The 23,322-nt window shown below is 65.7% G+C and carries 24 protein-coding genes; 12 read left to right on the forward strand and 12 right to left on the reverse strand.

The features are described from left to right. Nucleotides 1-11 precede the first annotated feature (11 nt). On the reverse strand, nucleotides 12-1,505 hold the full coding sequence (locus QQK63_RS05675) for a fused MFS/spermidine synthase (protein ID WP_277825339.1): 1,494 nt from the start codon (nucleotides 1,503-1,505) through the stop codon (nucleotides 12-14). Nucleotides 1,506-1,699: 194 nt separating this feature from the next. Beyond that, complete coding sequence (locus tag QQK63_RS05680) at nucleotides 1,700-2,719, reverse strand: extracellular solute-binding protein (protein ID WP_377133892.1); 1,020 nt, start codon at nucleotides 2,717-2,719, stop codon at nucleotides 1,700-1,702. Nucleotides 2,720-2,907: 188 nt separating this feature from the next. Here QQK63_RS05680 and QQK63_RS05685 point away from each other — a divergent pair, with 188 nt between their 5' ends. Beyond that, complete coding sequence (locus QQK63_RS05685) at nucleotides 2,908-4,083, forward strand: MFS transporter (RefSeq protein WP_277825340.1); 1,176 nt, start codon at nucleotides 2,908-2,910, stop codon at nucleotides 4,081-4,083. A gap of 12 nt (nucleotides 4,084-4,095) precedes the next feature. Here QQK63_RS05685 and QQK63_RS05690 read toward each other — a convergent pair whose 3' ends face one another. Then, nucleotides 4,096-5,373, reverse strand: a complete 1,278-nt coding sequence (locus QQK63_RS05690; protein WP_277825342.1) for a DEAD/DEAH box helicase — start codon at nucleotides 5,371-5,373, stop codon at nucleotides 4,096-4,098. Nucleotides 5,374-5,834: 461 nt separating this feature from the next. On the opposite strand from QQK63_RS05690, the gene QQK63_RS05695 reads away from it, so the two are divergent. Together QQK63_RS05695 and QQK63_RS05700 are read left to right on the forward strand one after the other, a co-directional pair. Continuing rightward, nucleotides 5,835-6,857 (forward strand): aspartate-semialdehyde dehydrogenase, encoded by a 1,023-nt coding sequence (locus QQK63_RS05695; protein ID WP_277825344.1) that lies wholly within the window; start codon nucleotides 5,835-5,837, stop codon nucleotides 6,855-6,857. Nucleotides 6,858-7,033: 176 nt separating this feature from the next. Then, entirely contained in the window at nucleotides 7,034-8,671 is a 1,638-nt protein-coding gene (locus tag QQK63_RS05700) for a DUF4139 domain-containing protein (protein WP_277825346.1), read from the forward strand. Between the two features lie 3 nt (nucleotides 8,672-8,674). Here QQK63_RS05700 and QQK63_RS05705 read toward each other — a convergent pair whose 3' ends face one another. From QQK63_RS05705 to QQK63_RS05720, 4 genes are all read right to left on the reverse strand, one after another. Beyond that, the gene (locus QQK63_RS05705) at nucleotides 8,675-9,190 is read right to left on the reverse strand and encodes a relaxase family protein (protein WP_277825348.1); all 516 of its coding nucleotides are present in this window, start codon (nucleotides 9,188-9,190) and stop codon (nucleotides 8,675-8,677) included. Nucleotides 9,191-9,235: 45 nt separating this feature from the next. Next, a complete protein-coding gene (locus QQK63_RS05710; RefSeq protein WP_277825350.1) occupies nucleotides 9,236-9,547 on the reverse strand; it encodes a P-II family nitrogen regulator in 312 nt (103 codons plus the stop codon). Between the two features lie 5 nt (nucleotides 9,548-9,552). Continuing rightward, a complete protein-coding gene (locus QQK63_RS05715; RefSeq protein WP_277825352.1) occupies nucleotides 9,553-10,533 on the reverse strand; it encodes a sodium-dependent bicarbonate transport family permease in 981 nt (326 codons plus the stop codon). A 65-nt stretch (nucleotides 10,534-10,598) separates the two neighbouring features. Then, on the reverse strand, nucleotides 10,599-11,249 hold the full coding sequence (locus tag QQK63_RS05720; protein ID WP_277825354.1) for a carbonic anhydrase: 651 nt from the start codon (nucleotides 11,247-11,249) through the stop codon (nucleotides 10,599-10,601). A gap of 165 nt (nucleotides 11,250-11,414) precedes the next feature. Here QQK63_RS05720 and QQK63_RS05725 point away from each other — a divergent pair, with 165 nt between their 5' ends. The 3 genes from QQK63_RS05725 (at nucleotide 11,415) to QQK63_RS05735 (ending at nucleotide 14,074) form a co-directional block, all read left to right on the forward strand. Then, nucleotides 11,415-11,780, forward strand: a complete 366-nt coding sequence (locus QQK63_RS05725) for a hypothetical protein (protein ID WP_284283189.1) — start codon at nucleotides 11,415-11,417, stop codon at nucleotides 11,778-11,780. A 63-nt stretch (nucleotides 11,781-11,843) separates the two neighbouring features. Beyond that, complete coding sequence (locus QQK63_RS05730) at nucleotides 11,844-13,235, forward strand: leucyl aminopeptidase family protein (protein WP_277825358.1); 1,392 nt, start codon at nucleotides 11,844-11,846, stop codon at nucleotides 13,233-13,235. After that, nucleotides 13,232-14,074 (forward strand): C40 family peptidase, encoded by an 843-nt coding sequence (locus tag QQK63_RS05735; protein ID WP_277825360.1) that lies wholly within the window; start codon nucleotides 13,232-13,234, stop codon nucleotides 14,072-14,074. Before QQK63_RS05730 ends, QQK63_RS05735 begins: the two co-directional genes overlap by 4 nt. Here QQK63_RS05735 and QQK63_RS05740 read toward each other — a convergent pair. Beyond that, nucleotides 14,071-14,415, reverse strand: coding sequence for a DUF2794 domain-containing protein (locus QQK63_RS05740; RefSeq protein WP_277825943.1), 345 nt, complete (start codon nucleotides 14,413-14,415; stop codon nucleotides 14,071-14,073). The genes QQK63_RS05735 and QQK63_RS05740 overlap by 4 nt on opposite strands. 95 nt (nucleotides 14,416-14,510) lie before the next feature. After that, nucleotides 14,511-15,380 (reverse strand): branched-chain amino acid aminotransferase, encoded by an 870-nt coding sequence (locus tag QQK63_RS05745; protein ID WP_277825362.1) that lies wholly within the window; start codon nucleotides 15,378-15,380, stop codon nucleotides 14,511-14,513. A 191-nt stretch (nucleotides 15,381-15,571) separates the two neighbouring features. Here QQK63_RS05745 and QQK63_RS05750 point away from each other — a divergent pair, with 191 nt between their 5' ends. Genes QQK63_RS05750 through dxs form a run of 6 tightly spaced genes read left to right on the forward strand, consistent with a single transcriptional unit; the run spans nucleotide 15,572 to nucleotide 20,802 of the window. After that, on the forward strand, nucleotides 15,572-16,087 hold the full coding sequence (locus QQK63_RS05750) for a MarR family winged helix-turn-helix transcriptional regulator (RefSeq protein WP_277825364.1): 516 nt from the start codon (nucleotides 15,572-15,574) through the stop codon (nucleotides 16,085-16,087). Then, on the forward strand, nucleotides 16,084-16,797 hold the full coding sequence (locus QQK63_RS05755) for a response regulator (protein ID WP_277825366.1): 714 nt from the start codon (nucleotides 16,084-16,086) through the stop codon (nucleotides 16,795-16,797). The genes QQK63_RS05750 and QQK63_RS05755 overlap by 4 nt, the downstream gene beginning before the upstream one ends. 19 nt (nucleotides 16,798-16,816) lie before the next feature. After that, nucleotides 16,817-17,749: a histone deacetylase family protein gene (locus tag QQK63_RS05760; RefSeq protein WP_277825368.1), complete on the forward strand. Its 933-nt coding sequence runs from the start codon at nucleotides 16,817-16,819 to the stop codon at nucleotides 17,747-17,749. Then, nucleotides 17,746-17,991, forward strand: coding sequence for an exodeoxyribonuclease VII small subunit (locus QQK63_RS05765; RefSeq protein WP_277825370.1), 246 nt, complete (start codon nucleotides 17,746-17,748; stop codon nucleotides 17,989-17,991). The genes QQK63_RS05760 and QQK63_RS05765 overlap by 4 nt, the downstream gene beginning before the upstream one ends. Before the next feature lie 3 nt (nucleotides 17,992-17,994). Further along, complete coding sequence (locus tag QQK63_RS05770; protein WP_377133906.1) at nucleotides 17,995-18,861, forward strand: polyprenyl synthetase family protein; 867 nt, start codon at nucleotides 17,995-17,997, stop codon at nucleotides 18,859-18,861. A gap of 21 nt (nucleotides 18,862-18,882) precedes the next feature. Beyond that, entirely contained in the window at nucleotides 18,883-20,802 is a 1,920-nt protein-coding gene (gene dxs / locus QQK63_RS05775) for a 1-deoxy-D-xylulose-5-phosphate synthase (protein WP_277825372.1), read from the forward strand. 47 nt (nucleotides 20,803-20,849) lie between these two features. Here the strand turns inward: dxs and QQK63_RS05780 are convergent, their stop codons facing one another. The 3 genes from QQK63_RS05780 to QQK63_RS05790 are packed head-to-tail and all read right to left on the reverse strand — an operon-like array spanning nucleotide 20,850 to nucleotide 23,302. Further along, nucleotides 20,850-21,641, reverse strand: coding sequence for an ion transporter (locus tag QQK63_RS05780; RefSeq protein ID WP_284283181.1), 792 nt, complete (start codon nucleotides 21,639-21,641; stop codon nucleotides 20,850-20,852). A gap of 9 nt (nucleotides 21,642-21,650) precedes the next feature. After that, nucleotides 21,651-22,883 (reverse strand): class I SAM-dependent RNA methyltransferase, encoded by a 1,233-nt coding sequence (locus QQK63_RS05785; protein WP_277825376.1) that lies wholly within the window; start codon nucleotides 22,881-22,883, stop codon nucleotides 21,651-21,653. Further along, entirely contained in the window at nucleotides 22,880-23,302 is a 423-nt protein-coding gene (locus QQK63_RS05790) for a VOC family protein (RefSeq protein WP_277825378.1), read from the reverse strand. Before QQK63_RS05790 ends, QQK63_RS05785 begins: the two co-directional genes overlap by 4 nt. Nucleotides 23,303-23,322: the final 20 nt, after the last annotated feature.

Consider the following 23,322-nt stretch of genomic DNA (forward strand, 5'->3'; position numbering starts at 1 on the left):
CGGCGCGATCCCTACCGATACCCGACCCATCCCCGATCATCCGTGAACGCGCGGGCGGGCGAAATCTCGGCCATCTCGTATCCCTCGGGCAGCTCCTCCAGCGGGGCCAGCGGTTCCTCGGAGGCGGCGAGCAGCACGTTGCCCTGCCCGTTCGGCCCGGTCGGGCCACGCACGGTGGCGACATGGGGGTAAAGCGCGCTCAGGATGGCATGGGTGCCGCGCGCAAGCGGGCCGTCCGGGGCGTCGATCAGGTTCACGTAAACCGGGCCCGCCACGATCTCGCGCAGCCGGGCAAAGGTTTCGTGCGTGACCAGATGCGCGGGCACCGAGGCCGAGGAAAAGGCATCCATCACGGCGGCATCGTATCGGCGCGTCGTCTCGTTCAGGTAGACGCGCCCATCGGCATGAACGATCCCCAGCCGCCCGGATGATGCCGTGCCCGGCATCTCCAGCCCAGCGTTATACCCGGTTTCCGTGATCATCGCGGCGGCGCGGGGCAGGTGCTGGCGGACAACCTCCGTGATCAGCGGATCGATCTCGACCGCTATGGCATGGGCCTCGGGCCGCGACGCCAAAAGCTGCGTCGGCAGCGTGTACCCCCCGCCCCCGATGAACAGGACCGATGCCGCTGGCCCAAGGTCGGCATCCATCCGGGCCCAGATCCAGCGGGTATAGGGAATGACCAGACCAACCGGCGCCTCCGGCCCCGCATCGGCGCGCAAGACGGGTTCCGCCGCCTGATGCGTGCGGTCGGAATACAGGCTGATGACCCCGCCCGTGCGGGTGATGTCGATGCAGGACAGACCGGATTCGTAGCGACAAACCGGCCCCAACGCCGCGCTGGCCAGAACCAGCGCCGCAATGGGGATCAGGGGCGCGACAGACGGCTTTTCCGCCTCCTCCCCGCCGCGTCCAGACCCACCGCCATCCCCCCGGTCGCACAGGAACGGAACGCAAAGGAGCGCCGCCGCGCCGCAGGCGGCGAAGGTCGCCACCGACCCAGCAAAGGGCAGCGCCACGAACCCCGCCAGAACCGCCCCAAGGATCGCCCCGAGCGATCCCGCCGCCAGCACCATGCCCAACGACGACCCCTCCCGGCCCGGCCGCGCCTCGACCGCCAGCCGCGCCAGCAAGGGCGAGGGTGCGGAGATCAGGACGGAGGCCGGAAAAAACGCCAAGATCACGCTGATGAGCATGCCCCCCGTGCCCCGCGCCCCAAGGCTGTAGATCAGCCCCAGGATCATGGGCGACAGCGCCGCCAGAACCGCCGTCACCACCAGAACCGCCCGCACCTGCCGCAGCGCCACCGCGCGCTCGCGCTCGGCCATGAACCCGCCCAGCGCATTGCCCAGCGAAAAGCCCGCCAGAACCGTGGCGATCACCGCCGTCCAGGTCACCAGCGATGTCCCGAAGAACGGCGCCAACACCCGCCCCGCCGCGATCTCGTAGGTCAGGCCCACGGCCGACAGCACAAGGATCAGGGCAATCGCCGTCCAGAATTTCATGATTTTCTTCCCGCTCCGCCTTCGCGGCCCGTCCTTCGGGGCTGGAGCCGCCGGCGTCAAGATAGCCGGACCGACCGAAAGGGCGAGCAGGCAGCGTCCGCCGGGCGGCGTCGCGGGGCAAGGGCCGCATCCCCGAAAACCGAAACGGGCGCCCCTTTCGGAGCGCCCGTCCAGATCTCAGGCCTTGGCCGGGATCATTCCCAGCCGGCGCTGTTCAGCACCTCGACCGCCATGCCGACATTCGCCGCGATGTCGCTCAGGTCGATCGCGTCGGGCCGGAAGATGCCCAGCGCCGCGACCGAGGGCGACAGGCCCACGCCCGGGACCGCCGGGTATTCGTCGTTACCGGCCGAGAAATACTGCTGCGCCTGATCCGAGGCGAGGTATTCGAGGAAGGCGATCGCATTCTCGCGGTTGGGCGCATGGGCGGCAACGCCACCCCCCGACACGTTCATATGCGCGCCGATGTCGTTCTGGTTCGGAAAGACCCAACCGATATTGGCCAGCTGCTCGGGCGTGATCTGGTCATCGCCTTCGCGGATGATGCGCGAGAAATAATAGGTGTTCGACATCGCGATGTCGCATTCGCCGGACGCGATGCCACGCAGCTGGTCGGTGTCGCCGCCCTGCGGGGCGCGGGCGAAGTTGCCGACAACGGCGGTCGCCCAATCCTCGACCGCTTCGGCCCCCATATGCGCGATCAGGGCCGCGGTGATGTTCTGGGTATAGACGTTCGACGCCGACCGGATGCAGACTTGGCCTGCGTAGTCCGGGCTGGCCAGATCCTGATAGGTCTGGGGCGGGTTCGCCACGTCGGTCCGGTCATAGAAAATGATCCGCGCCCTCTGCGAGAAGGCGAACCAGTTGTTGTCGTCATCTTGCAGATAGGCGGGAATGCGCGCCTCCAGCACCTCGCTTTCGACCGGCTGAAGCAGGCCCATCTCGGTCGCACGCGCCAACCGCACGGTGTCCACGGTCAGGAACACGTCGGCGGGGCTGTTCTCGCCCTCGGCCTGCATGCGCGCGATCAGCTCGTCGGCATTGCCTTCGATGCGGTTGATCGTGATGCCGGTCATTTCGGTGAAATCGGAATAGAGCCGCTCGTCCGTATCGTAATGGCGCGAGGAATACAGGTTCAGCTCCTGCGCCTGCGCGGCGGTCAAGGTCGAGGCCGCGATGGCCGTGCCCATCAGGGCGGCAAGGGTGCGGTTCATGGAGAAGGCTCCGTTGTTGTCCACGTCATATACCTGACTGAAATACTCAGCTGGGTCGCGGCCCTTGAACAGCATCCCGCGCCCCGTGTCAACAATCCTGACAAAATAGATCGGGAACCGCGCCCGCTTGTCGCGCCCATGCTCCCGGTGCAGGGTCGGCCGCAACACCGAAGGGCGGGGGAACAGACATGCGGGCCGGGATCGCGTTTCTTGTGGTGGCCTATACGCTCAGCCAGTTCTACCGCGCCTTTCTGGCGGTTCTGGCTCCGGTGCTGGAGGCCGAGATCGGGGCCACGACCGGCGATCTGGCGCGGGCCTCGGGGCTGTGGTTCGCGGCTTTCGCCCTGATGCAGCTGCCGGTGGGCTGGGCGCTCGACACGATCGGGCCGCGCCGCACGGCCTCTTTCCTGTTCCTGTTCGGGGCGGCGGGGGGCGCGGCGCTCTTCGCCTCTGCGCAGGGGCCGGGGACGATCACGCTGGCCATGGTGATGATCGGGATGGGCTGTGCCCCGGTCCTGATGTCGACCTATTACATCTACGCGCGCCAATTCTCGGCGGCCGTCTTCGGCACCTTGGCCGGCGTGACGGTGGGCTTGTCCTCGCTCGGCAACATCATGTCCGCGGCCCCGCTTGCCGCCCTGATCGAGATGTTCGGCTGGCGGCAGACGGTGTGGGCCTTCGCCGCCTTCACGGCCCTGATGGCACTGGCCATCGCGATCCTCGTCCGAGACCCGCCCAAGCCCGTGGGTGAGGCGCGGGGATCGCTCCTCGACCTGCTGAAAATGCCCGCGCTCTGGCCGCTGATGGTGATGATGTTCGTCTGCTACGCCCCTGCCGCAGGGCTCCGCGGGCTCTGGATCAGCCCCTATGTCAGCGACAGATTCGGGGCCGACCTGTCGCAGATCGGCATGGCGACGCTGGTGATGGGGCTTGCCATGGTGGCCGGCAATTTCCTCTACGGTCCTGCCGACCGCATCTTCGGCAGCCGCAAGCGGCCCATCCTGATCGGCAACGGGTTGGTCGCGATCCTGCTTCTGTCATTCTGGGTGATGCCGCCCAGTGGGCTTTGGTCCGCCATCGCGCTCTTTGGCGCGATCGGCGTTCTGGGCGCGTCCTACCCGATCGTCATAAGCCACGGGCGCAGCTTTTGCCCCCCGCACCTGACGGGGCGGGGGGTGACGCTGTTGAACCTGTTCGGAATGGGCGGGGCTGGCGTGATGCAATTCGCATCCGGCCCCACCTTCGCCGCACTGTCCCAGACGCGCGCCCCGGCCGAAGCCTATGGCGCGCTTTTCGGGATCATCGGCCTGCTGATCCTCGTCGGGCTGGCGATCTACAGCCGCGCCGAGGACAGGACGGGCTGAGGCCCGACAGGCTTAGGCCGCGCGGCGACGCGGGCGGCGGCCCTTCGGCTTGGCATCGGCAAAGGGCCGGCCATGGGCGGGTTTCGGCTTGCCCTGTCCCTGCCCCGGACCGCGACCACGGCCACCGCCGCCACGCTGCGGCTTTTCCATCTTCACGGCCTTGGGGCGCGTGCCCGATGCGACCGGGATCTCCACCTTCATCAGCTTTTCGATCTGGACCAGCAGATCGACCTCTTCGGCACAGCAAAACGCGATCGCCTCGCCCTCGCGGCCCGCCCGCGCGGTCCGGCCGATCCGGTGGACGTAATTATCGGGCGTGTCGGGCAATTCGTAGTTGATCACATAGGCCACGCCCGGAATGTCGATGCCGCGCGCGGCGACATCGGTGGCGACCAGAATGTTGATCCGGCCATCCCGGAACCCGCTGATCGCGCGGTCGCGCTGGCCCTGGCTCTTGTTGCCGTGGATCGAGGCCGCGTTGAACCCGTCGGCCACCAGCCCGTTCATCAGCTTTTCCGCGCCATGCTTGGTGCGGGCAAACACAAGCGTCAGCGCCTCGGGATCCCGGCTCAGGATCTCGCGCAGGACCTTGGGCTTGTCGGCCTTTTCCATGTAACGCACCGATTGCGTCACCTTGTCGGCCGCCTTGCCCGGAGGCGCGACCTGCACCCGGCGCGGATTGGTCAGGTAGGCACGCGACAGCTCTTCCATCTGCTTGGGCATCGTGGCCGAAAACAGCATGGTCTGGCGCGGCGAACCCAGCTTGGGCGCGATCTGGCGCAAAGCGTGGATGAACCCGAGGTCCAGCATCTGGTCAGCCTCGTCCAGCACAAGGTGCCGGGCCTGCCGCAAATCGACCGCGCCCCGCTCCATCAGGTCGATCAGACGCCCCGGTGTCGCCACCAGAATGTCGACGCCCCGCGCCAAGGTGCCGATCTGGCGGTTGATCGACTGGCCGCCGACCACGGTGGCGATCTTGATCGGGGTGTTATGGGTGAAATGGCGCAGGCTGTCGGCGATCTGGTTCACCAGTTCGCGCGTCGGGGCCAGGATCAGCGCACGCGCCGTCCGGGTCTGGGGGCGCGTATCCGCTTCCATCAGATGGGCAATCAGCGGCAGGCCAAAGGCTAGCGTCTTGCCGGTGCCGGTCTGGGCAAGACCCAGAATGTCATGACCGTCCATCGCCAGCGGGATCGCCTGGTTCTGGATCGGGGTGGGTTTGTCAAAGCCGCCGGCCTTGAGCGCGTTGAGCAGAACCTTGTTCAGGCCCAGCATGTCGAAATCGAACAAATCATATCCTTTCGGGCGCCGCATCCATGCGCGCGCCGCAGATGATGCCCCGGCGCACGCAAAATGCGGCACGAGGCGAACGAAGGGTGCGACCGGGCCGCTCATGCGGTCCGCGATCGTCAGAACCCTGCGTGAATGGGAACTGGGGTTTTCATCTGTCACCGTCAGGTGTTCGGGACGCTGGTTATCTGCGTCCACCCTCCGACTGCTCACGCGGCAGCGCGGCGACATGGGGGGCACATGCGCTCTCGCGGGCCACAAGTCAAGCCGCACCGAGGGCGTGGTGTCCCTGTCGTTACGAATGCACGACAGATTCCCTACAGGATCACGACGCGAAGCCTACGCCCTTTTTCCCGGCTTTTCCGCCACATCCCGCTCAGACCGCGACGCGCTGCCCCTTCCCCTCGCTAGGCACCTCCTGTAAGCGCGCAGCCATTCATTACCCCGAAGGACCAAGGATCATGGGATACCGAGTCGTCGTCGCGGGTGCCACGGGCAACGTGGGCCGCGAAATGCTGAACATCCTCGCCGAGCGGGAATTCCCCGTGGACGAGATCGTCGCGCTGGCCAGCCGGAAATCGCTGGGCACCGAATGCAGCTTTGGCGACAAGACCCTGAAAACAAAGGATCTTGATACCTTCGATTTCACCGGTTGGGACATCGCGCTCTTTGCCATCGGCTCCGAGGCGACGGCGATCTACGCGCCCAAGGCGGCCAAGGCCGGCTGCATCGTGATCGATAATTCCTCGCTCTACCGCTACGATCCCGAAGTGCCGCTGGTGGTTCCCGAAGTGAACCCGGAGGCGGTCGAGGGCTACGCGAAAAAGAACATCATCGCCAATCCCAACTGCTCCACCGCGCAGATGGTGGTGGCGCTCAAGCCCTTGCACGATCGTGCAAAAATCAAGCGTGTCGTCGTCTCGACCTATCAATCCGTTTCCGGCGCAGGCAAGGCTGGCATGGATGAGCTGTGGGATCAGACCAAGGGCATGTATGTGCCCGGTCAGGAACGCGCGCCCGCCAAGTTCACCAAGCAGATCGCCTTCAACGTGATCCCCCACATCGACAAGTTCATGGAGGACGGGTCGACCAAGGAAGAATGGAAAATGGTGGTCGAGACCAAGAAAATCCTCGATCCCAAGATCAAGGTCACCGCGACCTGCGTCCGCGTTCCAGTCTTCGTCGGCCATTCCGAAGCGATCAACATCGAGTTCGAGGATTTCCTCGACGAGGAAGAAGCCCGCGATATCCTGCGCGAAGCGCCCGGTATCATGGTCATCGACAAGCGCGAGGATGGCGGCTACGTCACCCCCATCGAATGCGTGGGCGATTACGCCACCTTCATCAGCCGCATCCGTCAGGACAGCACGCTCGACAATGGCCTGAACCTGTGGTGCGTCTCCGACAACCTGCGCAAGGGCGCGGCGCTGAACGCGGTGCAGATCGCCGAAACGCTGGGCAATCGCGTCCTGAAAAAGGGCTGATCGGTCTTTTTTCCAAGAATTCAAGCGGCTGGTCGGACCCTGTCTGGCCAGCCGTTTTTCTTTGCCCGTGGGCAAAGCGCCGCCGGAGCGCGGCCATCGGTCATCGTGTTATTGTGCGACAGACGCGAAAGGCGCACCCCTGTGGCGGGACCGTCGCCACCAAGGAACATCCGACCATGCGTTTTGCCCTGAGCCTGACCGCTGCCCTTCTGTGCGGGACCGCCGCCCTTGCCGATGACATCGTGATCCGCGCCGATATCGACGCCGCGACCGTCTTTCTGTCAGGCGCCGAGATCACGCGGCGGGGCAGCGTCACGATTCCCGCAGGCACCCACAGGCTTCTGATCGCCATGCCCGATGCGGCCGAGGCCGAGCGCATCGGCATCACCGGCCCGGAAGGTCTGTCGCTGGGCGTGCCGCAGCCCTTTTCCGGCCAGTTGATCGCCGAGGGCGCGCTCGACGATGCCGAACAGGCCGCCGCGCGCGCCGCCGTGACGGAGGCCGAGACTGCGTTGCAGCTGGCGCAGGACGATCTGGCGGCGGCCGATGCCGGGCTGCGCGCGCTGGAGACGCAATTGTCCTATCTGTCCGCCCTGTCGCGCGGCGGGCCGGAGGGCGCGGCCATGCCCGCCGATCTTGCGGCGCTGCCCCAGCTTCTGGCCACATTGGGTGCAGAGACGGAGCGGGTTCAGACCGCCATCCTCGCCGCGCAGATCGCCCGCCGCGATCTGACCGGGGCCGTGGAAGACCGGCAGACGGAGCTGGACCGCGCCATAAACGCGCTCGCGCAATTGCGCCCGCTTGGGCCCGGTTTCGAGGGTGTCGAGGTGCGCGTGACCGCCGAGACGGAAACCACGGCGGACCTGATGCTCCAGTATCTGAGTTTCAATGCGGGGTGGGAGCCGTCCTACGAATTCCGCCTCGACAGCGCGACCGGCGCGCTGGAGGTGGCGCGCTATGTCACGCTCTACACCGATGGCGATGCGCATTGGCAGGATGTGGACGTCACCGTCTCGACCGCCGAACCGAACCGGCAGCGCAGCCCGTCCGAGGTCTACCCCACGCCCGCGCGGATCATGGAACCCGCACCGCCCATCGCGATGGAAACCAGCCGTATCGGGGGTTTCGCCCTCGAGATGGCCGATGCCGCGCCCGTCATCGCCGCCGAACCGGTGGCGACGGTGGCCGTGGAGGGTCTGTCGCTCAGCTATGTCCTGCGCGACCCTGTCAGCATCGGGCCGGCGGGCGCGGCGGTTCTGCCGCTCGACACCCTGACCCTTGCGACGGAGACAGAGGCGCGGGCCGTGCCGCGCGTGGATGACACGGCCTTCCTCGTCGCCAGCGGGCGGAACGACACGCGCGAGCCGATCCTGCCGGGACATGCCGCCTTTTTCCGCGATGGCGCGCTGGTGGGGGAGGACATGACCACGATGATCCCCGCCGGGGCCGAGATGGAACTGGCCTTCGGGCCGCTCGATCACCTGCGGCTGGTCTGGATCGACCGGACATTGGCCGAAGGGGATCGGGGCGTCTTCACCACCTCCAACACGCAGGACCGCGCGATCGCTTTCGGGGTGGAAAACACATCGGGCAGCGCGGAAGAGGTCCGGCTGATCTACGCCACCCCCTTTGCCGAGCAAGAGGATCTGGACATCGACGTGACACTTGCCCCCGCGCCCGATGCGCGCGACATCGACGACCGGCGCGGCATCCATGCGTGGAACCTGACCGTCGCGCCGGGCGAGACACAGCTGATCGAGATGGGCGTCACGCTGGAATGGCCCGAGGGGCAGGTGCTGACCTGGTGGCCGTGACGGTCAATCGGGGTCGATGAGGATAGGGTCGTCATCGTCCCAGACCGGTGGGTCGGGGTGCATCACGGGGGTTGCGGCCGGATCGCCGCCGAGAATGCGGGGAACGAGGTGTCGGTGGGAATGCCCCGGAAAGGGCGCGCGAAACCGGCGCATCAGATCGGCATAGGCCGCCCCGATCTCGGACCCTTTGCAGAGCCTTTCGCCGTCGGACAGGCGGTGGAGCGCAAGCCCGCCGCCGCGTTCGCGAAAGATGTAGCCCTTGGCCCGCATGCGGGATTGAAGATCGTCCCACCCGGTGGCCTGTCCGATATCGGCGGCGACGCGCGCCCGGACGGGCGCAAGAAGCCGTTCCTCGGTCCGTCCGGACCGCGTCACGGCGCAGGGATCGGGTGGCAGCGATTTCCGCAATCGATGGCGCAATTCCTCGTGCAGGCTGCGGCCCTTTGCTGACGCCGCCTCGGACAGGGCGGCGAACAGGGGCTCGGGCAGGTCAAGGATCAGGCGGCGCATTGCACTCATGCCCGCAGCCTCGGCCAGTTTGGTTAAGGCCGGGTAAACCGCGCCTCAGAACCGTTCCGCGCGCAAAACCTCGCAATCGGTGACGGTGACGACCCCGATATGCCGCTCGACCACGGCAAAGGCCGCGTCCAGCAATCCGTCCAGCCGTTCGGGCCGGATGATGCAGACGACGCTGACCATGCCCCCCGCGCGGCTGACCTGTCCCTCGCGGCTCCATTGGCCCGACCGACCCGACCCGCCCAGCACGGGCAGGATGGTGAAACCCGTCACCCCCGCCTTGACCAGGGCGTTGGTCAACCGCGTCTCCATCACCGCCTCGATGGTGATCTCGACCCGTTTCGCCTTGTGGGTCTGCATGTCTGTCAGGCTCCGGTCACGAGGCTGGCCACCGCGAGATAGAGCGGGATGCCCAGCGTCAGGTTGAAGGGAAAGGTCACCCCGAGCGACAAGGTGAGATAGACGGAAGGGTTGGCCTCGGGAAGGGCGACGCGCATGGCGGCGGGCACCGCGATATAGGAGGCCGAGGCGCAGAGCGTCATGAACAGCACGACGCCACCCGTGGACAGGCCCAGCAAAAGCCCCGCCATCAACCCAAGGCTCGCGCCGATGGGCGGCATGATGACCCCAAAGAGGAAAACGCCGGGTGTCAGGACCGACCGCGCATCGCGCAGGCCACGGCCTGCGACCAGCCCCATGTCGAGGAGGAACAGGCACAACACCCCCTGAAACGGCGCAACGATTAGAGGCGAGATCATCGCCATCCCCTCCGCCCCGGTGATCCAGCCGATGGCGAAAGAGCCGACCAGCAGAACGATGGACCCGTTGAGCAGGATTTCCCGCATCAACCCCTCTTCCATCTCTGCGCCAGCCTTGCCGAACCGCGCGATGAGCCAAAGCGCCGACAGGATCGCGGGCGCCTCCATCACGGCGGCGACGGCGACCATGTAGCCTTCGGACGTCAGGCCCGCGGAGCCGATGACCGATGTGGCCGCGACGAAGGTCACGATGGAGATCGATCCGTAATGCGCCGCGACCGCTGCCGCATCGGTCACATCCAGCCGGGTCATGCTGCGCAACAGGGCAAAGGCGATCAGCGGAATGCTGAAGGACAGGATCAGCCCCGCCACCAAAGACAGCAGCAGCGTTGCGTCGATGCCGTGATCCGAAACGCTGACCCCGCCCTTGAAGCCGATCGAAACCAGCAGGTAGATCGACATGCCCTTGGCGATCGCCTCGGGGATCGACAGGTCGGACCGGGCAAGGCTGGCCAGCAGGCCCAGCGCGAAGAACAGGATTATCGGCGACAGGAGGTTTCCGGCCGCAAGCGCCAGTATTCCGTCCATCCTCAGGCCCCCCGGATCAGCACAGCGTCGCGCCCGTGTAGTCGGCGCGCCCGCGGCGGTAAAGTTCAGCCTTTGACGAAATGGCGCACAGTCCCGTCGAATGTCTCGAGGTTCATCTCGGCCAGATCGGTCCAGAGCCCATGCAACGTGACATCGCCCGCATCAACCGCCTCGGCGACGAAGGGATAGCTGAGCAGGTTTTCGAGGCTGATCTGGATGCCTTCCTTTTCCAGCGCGGTCTGGCGATCCTCGGGATTGGTGATGTCCGCGATCCGGGCCACGGCAGGCCGCAACGTGTCGAGCCAGCGCCCGATGAAGCTTTCCTGCCGCTCAAGGTCGGGGGCCTCGCCCGCGCACATCTGAAGGCACCCGCGCACGCCGCCGCAGTTCGAATGGCCCATCACAATGATATGGCCGACATGCAGGTATTTCACCGCGAATTCCACCGCGGCCGCCGTGCCGTGGTGGCGCCCGTCGGGCGTATAGGGCGAGACGAGGTTGGCGATGTTGCGATGCACGAAGACCTCGCCCACCTGTTGCGCAAAGACGGCTTCGATCGCGACGCGGCTGTCGCAGCAGGCGATGACCATGGCGCGCGGCGTCTGGCCTTCGATGGCGAGCCTGCGGAAAAGGTCGCGGTTGCCGGGAAATTCATGGGTTTTCCAGTCACGATACCGGTGCAGCAGGTAATCGGGCAGGGATTTCACACGGTGCATGGGTCTCGGCCTTGATCTCGTTCCGGTTGAATAGACCGGATTGCTGACAAATTGGAGCTTCTTCTTGCGCCGCGCTCAAGGGTTTCTTCAGCGCCTTGCGGCATCTTCCCGCAATCCCGTGGTGGGGGTGATCTGTGGAGCGTGTTGATGACGGCGGTGGTGACGATGCTTCCGCTGGGGGAACCTGCGCGGTTCAACCCCGGCCAGCTTGAGAAATTATGCGAGAAACTGGGCGATCTGCGCGCCGAGACCGAGGTGGCGCATGCCCTTGACCGGTTGTCCGCGTTGCTGGACGAACTGGCGCGCTACAGCGGTGGCCCCGATCACACCGATATGGCGGCGCTGCTGGACGGTGTGGTCCGCGATGCGCAATTGATCGGCATGGCGACACTGGCCCGTGTCGGGCAGAACGCGGCCGATTGCCTGCGCGGCGGCGATCCCACGGCCTTGGCGGCAACATTGGCCCGGCTGCTGCGCGTCGGCGACCGGTCGATCCACGCGATCTGGGACCTTGAGGATGTTTCCGGCTAAGCCCACTTGCGGCGGCGGGGGCGGGCGCTAGTGTGCGGCCCGACCAAGGAAAGCCCCGATGACATGACCCGATCCCTGTGTTTCGCCCCCGCCTCGCCCGATGCCATCGCCCTGCACCTCGTCGCGCCCGATGCGCTGGAGGCGCGGCTGGAAAACCTGCCCACGGCACAGGCGGCTTGGGCCCGGCATCACGGGTTTGCCGCAACGCTGGGGCAGGTCTGCGCGCTGCCCGGGGATGCCGGGCGGCCCGCCGCGATCCTGATCGGAACCGGCACGCCGCACGACCGTGCGCGCCAACGGTTCGCCATCGGGGCAGCCATCGCCGGCTTGCCGGAGGCGGATTACGCGCTGATCGACCCGCTTGTTGGGACAGAGGGTGAGGAAATCGCGCTTGGCTACCTGTTGTCGCTCTACCGCTTCGACCGCTATCGTACCCAATCCCGGCCCAAGGCCCGGCTGGTCGCGCCGCAGGGTGTCGACAGCGCGCATCTGGAACGCATCGCGGCGGCCGAGGCGCTGACCCGCGACCTGATCAATACCCCCGCCGAAGACATGGGGCCGGATGCGCTGGAGGCTGCCGCCCGCACGCTGGCCGAAGAATTCGGGGCGGAGATTTCCGTGACCGCTGGCGATGAGCTTCTGGCCCGCAACTTTCCCCTGATCAACACCGTCGGGCGCGCCGCGGCGCGCGCGCCCCGCCTGATCGATCTGCGTTGGGGCAGGGGCGCGCGATCGGTCACGCTGGTGGGCAAGGGCGTGTGTTTCGACACCGGGGGCCTGAACCTCAAGCCCGGTGCGTCCATGGGCCTGATGAAAAAGGACATGGGCGGGGCGGCGACCGTTCTGGGCCTTGCCCGCATGATCATGGCCGAGGGGCTGGACCTGTCGTTGCGGGTGTTGATCCCAGCGGTGGAAAACGCGGTGGCAGGCAATTCCTTTCGGCCCGGCGATATCTTCACCGCGCGCAACGGCAAGACGGTCGAGATCAACAACACCGATGCCGAGGGGCGGCTGGTTCTGGCGGATGCGCTGGCTTTGGCCAACGAAACACCCGCCGATCTGACCATCTCCATGGCCACACTGACCGGGGCCGCCCGTGTCGCGGTGGGCGCCGATCTTGCACCCTTTTTCACAGATGACGAAGGGTTTGCCACAGCCTTGACCCAAGCGGCGGCGCAGGTGGCCGACCCGGTCTGGCGTCTGCCGTTCCACGCACCCTACGAGACGATGATCGAACCCGGCATCGCGGATCTCGACAATGCGCCCTCGGGCGGGATGGCGGGCGCGATCACAGCCGCGCTTTTCCTGCGCCGCTTTGTGCCAGATGTTCCGAAATACGCGCATTTCGACATCTACGGCTGGTCGCCCTCGAATGCGCCCGCGCGGCCCAAGGGCGGCGTCGGGATGGGCGCGCGCGCCATCTTCCGCGCCCTGATCGACGGAACCGCACCATGACGCGCGATCCGCGCCTGACCCCGTCCAACGGGCGTGTGGCCCACGCCTCGCTGGAAGGCGAGGTCGAGGCCGAACGCTTCGTCAAAGGTCGCTGGATGAGCGTTCAGCAGCCCATGGTCAACATCACCGAAACGCCGCGCGGGGCGCGGGCCAGCCAGCTTTTGTTCGGGGAGCGGTTCCTAGCGCTCGAGACCGACGAGGGCTTCACCTTCGGCATGGCCGAACGGGATGGCTACTGCGGCTATGTCCTGTCTGGCGCGCTGACCGGCGCGGTCGATGCGACGCATTGGGTCATCGCGCCGGCAACCCATCTCTACCCCAAGCCCGACATCAAGACCGCGCCGGATGTGGCGCTGTTCTTCGGCAGTCGGGTGCAGGTGACGGGCGACCGGGACGGGTTCCAGCGGATCCAGACCGGCCATTACATCCCCGGCCAACACCTGATGCCGATCAAGGCGCGGTTTTCCGACCCGGTGGGGATCGCCGACCTGTTTCTGGGCACGCCCTACCTGTGGGGCGGGTGCAGCCGCTGGGGGATCGATTGCTCGGGTCTCGTGCAAACGGCACTGATCGCCTGCGGCATCGACTGTCCGCGCGACAGCGACCAGCAATTCGCCGCCCTCGGGCAGGATGTGCCGCAAGATGCGCCGTTGGAACGGGGCGATCTGGTGTTCTGGCGCGGGCATGTGGGCCTGATGTCGAGCGACACGATGCTGCTTCATGCCAATGCCCATCACATGGCGGTCGCCTATGAACCGCTGGCCGAAGCCGCCGAGCGGATCGCGGCGCGCGAATTCGGCGACATCACGGCCATTCGCCGTTTGCCAGGTCTTGGTTAGGGTTCGACCGCTCGGATCAGCTTGCGTTCCAGCACCCGCAAGACCGTCTTGAGGTCGTGCCCGCGCTTGAGGATCTGCCCATCCATCCCGATGACCGCATACATGCCCTGCCGCTCACGCAGGCGCGGGCGCTTTTCGATGCGGTAGATCGGATGCTCGGCCGTGCGGCGAAAGATGGAAAAGACGGCGACATCCGACAGGTGCGAAATGCCGTAATCCCGCCATTCGCCCGCAGCGACCATACGGCCATAGAGCGTCAGGATCACGCTCAGCTCCTTGCGGTCGAAGGCAACCTGATCCGTGCGCGTGGCGGGCCCGATGGGCTGGAACTGCATCACCATAAGGGAATGGTGGGCGTGATGGGGGCGGAAATCAAGCGCTGAACGCAAAACGACCCCGGACATGCCGGGGCCGTTCTCGAAAGCTCAGGCGAGGGTCACGCCCGGACCAGCGCCTCGTAAGCGTCGGACATGTGGCGCGTCAGGTTGCCGACCTCGAAATTGTAATCCCCGATCTGGCCCACCGGCGTGACCTCAGCGGCGGTGCCGGTCAGCCAGCATTGTTCGAAACCTTCCAGTTCCTCGGGCATGATGTGGCGTTCGTGGACCTTGATCTGGCGCTCGTTCAACATGCCGATCACGGTCTGCCGCGTGATCCCGTTGAGGAAGCAATCGGGCTTGGGCGTATGCACCTCGCCATCCTTGACGAAGAAGATGTTCGCGCCCGTCGCCTCGGCGATGTAGCCGCGATAGTCGAACATCATCGCGTCCGAGCAGCCCTTGGCCTCGGCGGCATGCTTGGACATGGTCGCGATCATGTAAAGACCCGCCGCCTTGGCCTGATAGGGCGCGGTTTCGGGGGCCGGGCGGCGCCATTTGGCGATGTCGAGCTTGGCGCCCTTGGTCTTGGCGTCGCCGTAGTAATTGCCCCAGCTCCAGGCCGCGACGGCCATCCGCACCGGGTTGCGCTTGGACGAAACACCCATGTCGTCGCCCGCCCCACGCCACGCGATCGCGCGGACATAGGCGTCGGTCAGGCCATTGGCCTGCATGACCGCGTATTTCGCGGCCTCGATCTCGTCGACGGTATAGGTGATCGGCATGTCGATCATCTCGCCCGATTTAAGAAGGCGCTCGGAATGCCAGCGGGATTCAAAGATCTTGCCGTTATAGGCCCGCTCCCCCTCGAACACGGAGGAGGCGTAGTGCATCGCATGGGTCAGGATGTGCACATTGGCGGACCGCCAATCCACCAGCGCCCCATCCAACCAGATCTTGCCGTCACGATCGTCATAGGCCCCGGCCATCGTCCTGATCCTCGTCTCTGTCACCGGCTCTTCCCACCGGATCGTTTTTCGAATGTTGCGCGGAAAATGCCCGAAGCGGACATAATATTGCGCAAAACGCCCTATTCGCTAACAATTGATTCTTGGAAAGTCAACAAGGCTGACTTAAACTGCCGGAAAATCCCGAAGGGGAAAACGGAAGGGACAGCCATATGGCAGATCGCAACGCGGCGAACCTGATGGGGCGCGGGGAAAGCCTTCTGTTTCTCACCGACGACCAGTTGCGCCGGGGGATCGAGGCCATGTTCTTCGCCTATCGGGGCTTCACCGCCGACCCTGACCGCATCTTGCAGGATTTTGGATATGGCCGCGCGCATCATCGCGCGATCCATTTCATCAACCGCTCCCCCGGAACGACGGTAAACAACCTGCTTTCGATCCTTGGCGTCACCAAGCAATCCCTGAACCGCGTCTTGCGCACGCTGGTCGAGGATGGGCTGGTCGACAGCCGCGTCGGCACACGGGACAAGCGCGAACGCCACCTGTTCCTGACGCAGAAAGGCGCCGATCTGGAACGCGCCCTGTCCGAGGCACAGCGCAACCGGATGCGCGACGCCTTTCGCAATGCCGGACCCGATGCGGTGGCAGGCTTTCGCGCGGTGCTGGAGCAGATGATGGACCCCGACATGCGCCGCCACTACCAGGAAGGCGGGGACGGTAGCCGATGACGACGGATATCGGCGCGCATCTGTTGATCGTGGATGATGACGAACGCATCCGTGGCCTGTTGCAGAAATTCCTGATCCGGCACGGGTTCATGGCAACCGTCGCCCGCGACGCGGCACAGGCGCGGCGGCTGCTGGCGGGCCTTTCCTTCGACCTGATCGTGCTGGACGTAATGATGCCGGGCGAGGACGGATTGAGCCTGTGCCGCGATATCCGCGAGGCCCATGGCACACCCATCTTGCTGTTGACGGCACGGGGCGAGACAGGCGACCGGATCAGCGGGCTCGAGGCCGGGGCGGATGATTATCTCGCCAAACCCTTCGAACCCAAGGAGCTGCTGCTTAGGATCAATGCGATCCTGCGCCGGATGCCCAAGCCCGAGCGCGAGACCGAGGTGCCGCAGATCCTGCATCTGGGGCCGATCCGCTACGATCTGGACCGGGGTGAATTGTGGCATGGCGCGCAGCCCGTGCGCCTGACCGCGACCGAAGCGGCGCTGATGCGCATTTTCACCGGCGGGCCGAACAAGGCCTTCAGCCGCGCGGAACTGGTGACGTTGCTCAACCGCGACAAGATCGGCGCAGAGCAGGTGCAGGAACGCGCCGTGGACGTGCAGATCACGCGCCTGCGCCGCAAGATCGAGCCGGACCCAAAGCAGCCGCGCTATTTGCAGACGGTGCGCGGCGCGGGTTACATGCTGTCACCCGACTGACCCCGGAAGGCGCAAGACCATGACGCTTCTCGTCGAAAACCCCGCAGGGCTCGACCATCTGACGCCGCCCGGCCACCCCGAGCGTGTCGAACGGCTCGAAGCGGTCAACAAGGCGCTGTCGGCCCCCGAATTCGACGACCTGACGCGGATCATCGCGCCCATGGCCGATGAGGCCGCGCTCCTCCTTGGTCATCCGCAAGACTACATCGACCATGTCCGCGCCAGCATGCCCGACAGCGGCATGGTCGGTCTTGACCCCGATACATGGGCCAGTCCCGGATCGTGGGAGGCGGCGCTGCGCGGTGTGGGCGGATGCCTTGCCGCCGTCGATGCGGTTCTGGCCGGAACCAACCGGAACGCCTTTGTTGCCACCCGCCCGCCCGGCCATCACGCCGAACGCGACCGGGCGATGGGCTTTTGCCTGTTCTCCAACGTCGCCATCGCAGCGCGCCATGCGCTTGAGGTGCATGGGCTGTCTCGCGTTGCGGTGGTGGATTTCGACGTTCATCACGGCAACGGCACACAGGACGTTCTGTGGAATGAACCGCGCGCGCTGTTTGTCTCGTCACAGCAGATCCCGCTTTATCCCGGAACGGGGGCGGCCAGCGAACGCGGCGGGTCGAACAACATGTTGAACCTGCCGCTTCCGCCCGGATCGGGCGGGGCCGAGATGCGGCGCGCCTACCAGACACAGGCCTTTGACCGTCTGCGTACGTGGCAGCCCGAACTGATCCTGATTTCAGCGGGCTTTGACGCGCATGCCGATGATCCGCTGGCCAATCTGAGCTGGACCGAAGCGGATTTCGCATGGCTCACGCGGGCGCTGTGCGACATCGCGGATGAGGTTTGCGCCGGGCGCGTGGTCTCGACTCTCGAAGGCGGCTATGATCTGCCCGCATTGGCGGCTTCGGTCGCGGTGCATGTCACGGAATTGAAGGAGCGGGGCGCATGAGCCAAGGCAAGCCGATCGGCGAGATGAGTTTCGAGGAAGCCATTCGCGAGCTTGAGCAGGTCGTGACCGCGCTGGACCGCGGCGATGTCGCGCTGGAAGACTCCATCAAGCTTTATGAACGCGGCGCGGCGCTCAAGGCGCGCTGCGAGGCGAAGCTGAAAGAAGCCGAGGAAAAAGTCGCGCAGATCACGCTCGACGCCAGTGGCCAGCCGACCGGGACCACACCGGTCGAAGGTCTCTGACAAGTGTTCACGCAGGCGCTTGATGCGACCCAGAGGGCCATCACCGGCTTTCTGTCCGAAGAAATGGCGCGGCTTGGTCCGGATCGGGTGGCCGAGGGGATGCGCTATGCCACCGATGGCGGCAAAAGACTGCGCGGTTTCCTTGTTCTGGAAAGCGCGGGGTTGTTCGATGTGCCGGCCGCGCAGGCGCTCTTTGCGGCGGGGGCGGTCGAATGCCTGCATGCCTACAGCCTTGTCCATGACGATCTGCCCTGCATGGATGACGACGATCTGCGCCGGGGGCGTCCCACGGTGCATGTGAAATGGGACGAGGCGACCGCCGTTCTGGTCGGAGATGCGCTTCAGACCTTTGCCTTTGAATTGCTGGCCGATCCGCGCGCGGGTGATGCGACGCAGCGCGTTTCCCTGATCGGCAGCCTGGCACGCGCGTCGGGCGCGCAGGGGATGGTTCTGGGACAGGCGCAGGATATCGCGGCCGAAACCGCCGCCCTGCCGCTCACACTTGACCAGATCACCGAATTGCAGGGCAACAAGACCGGCCGCCTGATCGAATGGCCCGCCGAAGCGGGGGCGATCTTGGGCGGTGCTGATCCCGCACCGCTTAGGGTCTATGCGCGCGCCATCGGCCTCGCCTTCCAGATCGCCGATGACATCCTTGACGTGACGGGCGATGCCGCGACGGCGGGCAAGGCGCTGCAAAAGGATGCGGCGGCGGGCAAGGCGACCTTCGTGTCCCTGCTGGGCCTTGACGGGGCAAAAGCGCGCGCCGCCGATCTGGTGGAAGAGGCGCAAACAGCCCTCGCGCCCTATGGCAATAAAGCGCATAACCTTGCGGCGCTCGCGCGCTACATCATCGACCGTGACAAATAAGCCCGGAAGGAGGTCCGGCCCGTGACCGACCGCCCCAGCACCCCGATCCTCGACCGCGTGACGTCGCCCGCCGATCTCAAGCGGTTGAGCGATGGCGACTTGCGCCGCCTTGCCGACGAATTGCGCAGCGAGACCATCTGGTCGGTCAGCCGCACCGGCGGTCATTTCGGCGCGGGCCTTGGCGTCGTGGAGATGACCGTCGCGATCCATGCGGTGTTCGATACACCGCGCGACAAGCTGATCTGGGACGTGAGCCATCAATGCTATCCCCACAAGATCCTGACCGGACGGCGCGAAAAGATGGGCACGATCCGACAAAAGGATGGCCTGTCGGGTTTCACCAAACGCTCTGAATCGCCCTATGACCCGTTCGGCGCGGCGCATTCTTCCACAAGCATTTCGGCTGCCCTAGGCTTTGCCGTGGCGCGCGATCTGGGTGGCGATTGCGACACCGGACATGGCGATGCGATCGCGGTGATCGGCGATGGCGCACTGTCGGGCGGCATGGCCTATGAGGCGATGAACAACGCGGGCCACCTTGGCAAGCGGCTGATCGTGATCCTGAACGACAACGAGATGTCGATCGCGCCGCCCACCGGCGCCATGTCCTCCTACCTGTCGCGGCTTTACGCGGGCGCGCCGTTCCAGGAACTGAAGGCAGCAGCCAAGGGCGCGGTTTCTCTCCTGCCCGAACCCTTTCAGGAAGGCGCGCGTCGGGCGAAGGAATTGCTCAAGGCAGCGACCGTGGGCGGGACGCTCTTCGAGGAATTGGGGTTTTCCTACATCGGCCCCATCGACGGGCACGACATGGACCAGCTTCTGGCGATCCTGCGCACGGTCAAGGCGCGGGCGGATGGCCCGATGCTGATCCACGCGATCACGAAAAAGGGCAAAGGCTACGCCGAAGACCGGCCCGACCGGGGGCACGCCACGGCGCGTTTCGACATCCGCACCGGCGAACAGGCCAAGGCCCCGGCCAATGCGCCGAGCTACACCAAGGTTTTCGCCCAAACCCTGATCCGCGAGGCGGAAGAGGATACCAAAATCGTCGCCGTCACCGCCGCCATGCCCGATGGCACCGGTCTAGACCTGTTCGGGCAGCGTTTTCCGGGCCGCACGTTTGACGTGGGCATCGCCGAACAGCACGCCGTGACCTTTTGCGCGGGCATGGCGGCGGGCGGGCTGAAACCCTTTGCCGCGATCTATTCCACGTTTCTCCAGCGCGGCTACGACCAGGTGGTCCATGACGTGGCGATCCAACGCCTGCCCGTCCGCTTTGCCATCGACCGCGCCGGGCTTGTTGGGGCCGACGGTGCGACCCATGCCGGCAGCTATGACGTGGCATTCCTGTCCAACCTTCCCGGGTTCGTCGTGATGGCCGCCGCTGACGAGGCAGAGCTGCGCCACATGGTCGTGACCGCATTGGCGATCGACGACCGCCCCTCTGCCTTCCGTTTTCCGCGCGGCGAAGGTGTGGGGGTCGACCTGCCGGAGCGGGGGCAGGTTCTGGAGATCGGAAAGGGTCGCCTGATCGCCGAGGGCAACCGCGTCGCGATCTTGAACTTCGGCGCGCGCCTGAAGGAGGTGAAGGAAGCGGCCGAGGCACTGGCGCAAAAGGGTATCACGCCGACCATCGCCGATGCCCGTTTCGCCAAGCCGCTCGACCGCGACCTGATCTTGCAGCTGGCGCGTCACCACGAGGTGCTGATCACGCTGGAGGAAGGGGCAGTGGGCGGCTTCGGCTCCCATGTCGCGCATCTGTTGGCGGAAGAAGGCGTGTTCGACACCGGGTTGAAATTCCGGTCCATGGTCTTGCCCGATATCTTCATCGATCAGGCAAGTCCTGAAGACATGTACGCGGTCGCCCGGATGAACGCCGAGGATATCGAGGCCAAGGTGCTGGATGTGCTGGGCGTCGCGCGGTTGGAGAAACGGGCGTAGGGTGGGCGATCCGCCCACCATCACCACCGGTGGGCAAATTGCCCACCTTACTTCAAACGTTCCTCGATCTTCCTGAGCCGCTCCAGCACCTCGTCGCGGTAGGCATCCGTCGCGGCATTGCTTTCCTCGGCATGGGCATCTTGCATGGAATTCACCACCAGACCCACGATCAGGTTCACCACGGCGAATGTCGTGACCATGATGAAGGGCACGAAGAACGCCCAAGCATAGGGATAGACCTCAAGCACGGGGCGCACGATGCCCATCGACCAGCTTTCCAGCGTCATCACCTGAAAGAGCGTGTAGAGCGAGGCGCCGATAGACCCGAACCATTCGGGGAAGCTGGCCGAGAACAGCTTCGTCGCCATCACCGCGCCGATGTAGAAGATGATCGACATCAGCAAGAACACTGACCCCATCCCCGGTAGCGCGGTCAAAAGCCCCTCGACCACGCGGCGGAGCGACGGCACCGCCGAGACGATCCTGAGAACCCGCAGGATGCGCAAGGCGCGCAAGACAGAAAGCCCCTGCGCAGCGGGCACCAGCGCGATGCCGACGATCACGAAATCGAAGATGTTCCAGCCCGACCGAAAGAACCGCGGCCCCAAAGCGACCAGTTTCAGCAGCAATTCCAAGACGAAGATGGCCAGACAGGCCCGGTCGAGCATCAGGATCAGGGGGCCTGCGACCGACATCACCGTCGCCGAGGTTTCAAGGCCAAGGATCACGGCGTTGAACAGGATCACGCCGATGATCGTGTTGCGGATGACTGGCTGGTCCAGCCACGCCTCCAGACGATTTCGGTATCCCAAACCCTCACCCACAGTGTCGCGCATCATGCCCCTCGTTCAGTTTGCGCTCAGATGGGGCAGCGACAGGCTGGCCGCAAGCTCCACATGGGGCGACCAGCGAAATTGATCGACCGGTTGCACCCAATTCAGGCGATAGCCCGCCTGCGTGAGCAGCGCCGCATCCCGGGCAAAAGTCACCGGGTTGCACGAGACCATGGCGATCCGGGCTACGCGCGCCTGGGCCAAGGCACGGGTCTGCGCCTCGGCCCCGGCGCGGGGTGGGTCGATCACAACGCCGTCGAACCGTGCAAGTTCTTCGGGCAAGAGCGGACGGCGGAACAGGTCACGTGTTTCGGTCGTCACCGGACGCAGGCCCGGCGCATGGCGCGCGCCGTGCAACAGCGCGGCAACCAGCGCATCGTCCCCCTCGACAGCATGGACAGGTGCGTGGGTGGCAAGCGGCAGGGCAAAGGTGCCGCACCCCGCGAACAGGTCCGCGATACGCGTCGCACCCTCCAGCGCCTCGGACACAGCGGCGTATAACGCTCCCTCGCCCTCGGCAGTGGCCTGAAGGAACGCGCCCGGCGGTGGATTGACGGTGACAGGCCCAAAGGACAGGCGCGGGGCCGTGTCGGCATAGACCGGCTCGCCCCCCCATGTCAGACGCGTGATCCGGTCGCGGAACCGGGGCAGCGCCGCGCGCAGCGGACCGTCAAGCGGCTTGCCCCCGCTAACCGCGCAATCGATGCCGGTTTCGGTCAGGGTCAGCGCAAAGGACAGCGTGGCAGAGCGTGACGCGCCCAGCTTCACGATCTCTTCCAGAACCGGGATCAACGCGAACAATTCCGGCGCGATCACATGGCATTCCGTCAACGACACGATCACGTCCGACCGCCGCCCGTGAAACCCGACCAATGCGCCCTTCTTGGTGCGCCGCCCGGACAGGGTCGCGCGCCGCCGCGACCGCGCGGGCGAGGTGAGTGTGGGACGCATCTCGGCCGTCAGGCCATGGGCGGCCAGTGCCGTTTCGATGACCTGCGCCTTCCACGTCGCAACAAAACCGTCAGAGGCATGCATCAGCGCGCATCCCCCGCAGGTCTTGAAATGCGGACACGGCGCACGCACCCGGTCGGAGGACGGGGTGACGATGCGCGGCGCGTCCATCCGGTCGCCCTCGACAGCACCCGCCACGACCTCTCCCGGCAGGGTCAGCGGTACGAAGACAGGGCCGGGTGCGATGCCGTCGCCCTGATGGCCCAGACGATGGATGGTCAGTTGCGTTTCGGTCATTTGACGGGGATCGCCGGGGAAAAGGCATAACCTTCGGGGGACAGGATCGTGCCTTCGCGCAGGCCATGCGGCTTGTCGCGGGCGGGTTCCAGCACGACATGCCCCGCGGTCGTCGCGCGTGCAATGGCCGCATCGGGGTCGATCCCGAAAAGATAGATCTGCACCCCACCCCCGCGCGGCGGGTTTTCAGGGATCAGGCCGGGAAGCGGATGGCGGGCAAAGGCCGCGTCGGAATGAAGCTGGATCATCATGTCACCGTGCCGGATGATCGCGAAATCCTGCGACAGGCGATGTACCGACAGTCCAAGAACCTCTGACAGGAAATCGGCGAGCCCCCGCACATCGCGGCTGAGCAGGTTGAGGCCCACACCGGTCAGGCTGCGCCCCAATTCCGCAGCATCTACTGTTTCAAGATCCATCGCATCCCCCGGATTGCTCC

This window comes from Roseicyclus marinus (assembly GCF_030163795.1).
In the GTDB taxonomy this organism is placed as follows: Bacteria; Pseudomonadota; Alphaproteobacteria; order Rhodobacterales; family Rhodobacteraceae; genus Roseicyclus; species Roseicyclus marinus.

Coding starts and splice junctions, on each gene's coding strand:
- QQK63_RS05675 (WP_277825339.1), bottom strand. CDS start 1,505: ATGAAATTCTGGACGGCGATTGCCCTGATCCTTGTGCTGTCGGCCGTG.
- QQK63_RS05680 (WP_377133892.1), bottom strand. CDS start 2,719: ATGAACCGCACCCTTGCCGCCCTGATGGGCACGGCCATCGCGGCCTCG.
- QQK63_RS05685 (WP_277825340.1), top strand. CDS start 2,908: ATGCGGGCCGGGATCGCGTTTCTTGTGGTGGCCTATACGCTCAGCCAG.
- QQK63_RS05695 (WP_277825344.1), top strand. CDS start 5,835: ATGGGATACCGAGTCGTCGTCGCGGGTGCCACGGGCAACGTGGGCCGC.
- QQK63_RS05700 (WP_277825346.1), top strand. CDS start 7,034: ATGCGTTTTGCCCTGAGCCTGACCGCTGCCCTTCTGTGCGGGACCGCC.
- QQK63_RS05705 (WP_277825348.1), bottom strand. CDS start 9,190: ATGAGTGCAATGCGCCGCCTGATCCTTGACCTGCCCGAGCCCCTGTTC.
- QQK63_RS05710 (WP_277825350.1), bottom strand. CDS start 9,547: ATGCAGACCCACAAGGCGAAACGGGTCGAGATCACCATCGAGGCGGTG.
- QQK63_RS05715 (WP_277825352.1), bottom strand. CDS start 10,533: ATGGACGGAATACTGGCGCTTGCGGCCGGAAACCTCCTGTCGCCGATA.
- QQK63_RS05720 (WP_277825354.1), bottom strand. CDS start 11,249: ATGCACCGTGTGAAATCCCTGCCCGATTACCTGCTGCACCGGTATCGT.
- QQK63_RS05725 (WP_284283189.1), top strand. CDS start 11,415: ATGCTTCCGCTGGGGGAACCTGCGCGGTTCAACCCCGGCCAGCTTGAG.
- QQK63_RS05730 (WP_277825358.1), top strand. CDS start 11,844: ATGACCCGATCCCTGTGTTTCGCCCCCGCCTCGCCCGATGCCATCGCC.
- QQK63_RS05735 (WP_277825360.1), top strand. CDS start 13,232: ATGACGCGCGATCCGCGCCTGACCCCGTCCAACGGGCGTGTGGCCCAC.
- QQK63_RS05740 (WP_277825943.1), bottom strand. CDS start 14,415: ATGGTGATGCAGTTCCAGCCCATCGGGCCCGCCACGCGCACGGATCAG.
- QQK63_RS05745 (WP_277825362.1), bottom strand. CDS start 15,380: ATGGCCGGGGCCTATGACGATCGTGACGGCAAGATCTGGTTGGATGGG.
- QQK63_RS05750 (WP_277825364.1), top strand. CDS start 15,572: ATGGCAGATCGCAACGCGGCGAACCTGATGGGGCGCGGGGAAAGCCTT.
- QQK63_RS05755 (WP_277825366.1), top strand. CDS start 16,084: ATGACGACGGATATCGGCGCGCATCTGTTGATCGTGGATGATGACGAA.
- QQK63_RS05760 (WP_277825368.1), top strand. CDS start 16,817: ATGACGCTTCTCGTCGAAAACCCCGCAGGGCTCGACCATCTGACGCCG.
- QQK63_RS05765 (WP_277825370.1), top strand. CDS start 17,746: ATGAGCCAAGGCAAGCCGATCGGCGAGATGAGTTTCGAGGAAGCCATT.
- QQK63_RS05780 (WP_284283181.1), bottom strand. CDS start 21,641: ATGATGCGCGACACTGTGGGTGAGGGTTTGGGATACCGAAATCGTCTG.
- QQK63_RS05785 (WP_277825376.1), bottom strand. CDS start 22,883: ATGACCGAAACGCAACTGACCATCCATCGTCTGGGCCATCAGGGCGAC.
- QQK63_RS05790 (WP_277825378.1), bottom strand. CDS start 23,302: ATGGATCTTGAAACAGTAGATGCTGCGGAATTGGGGCGCAGCCTGACC.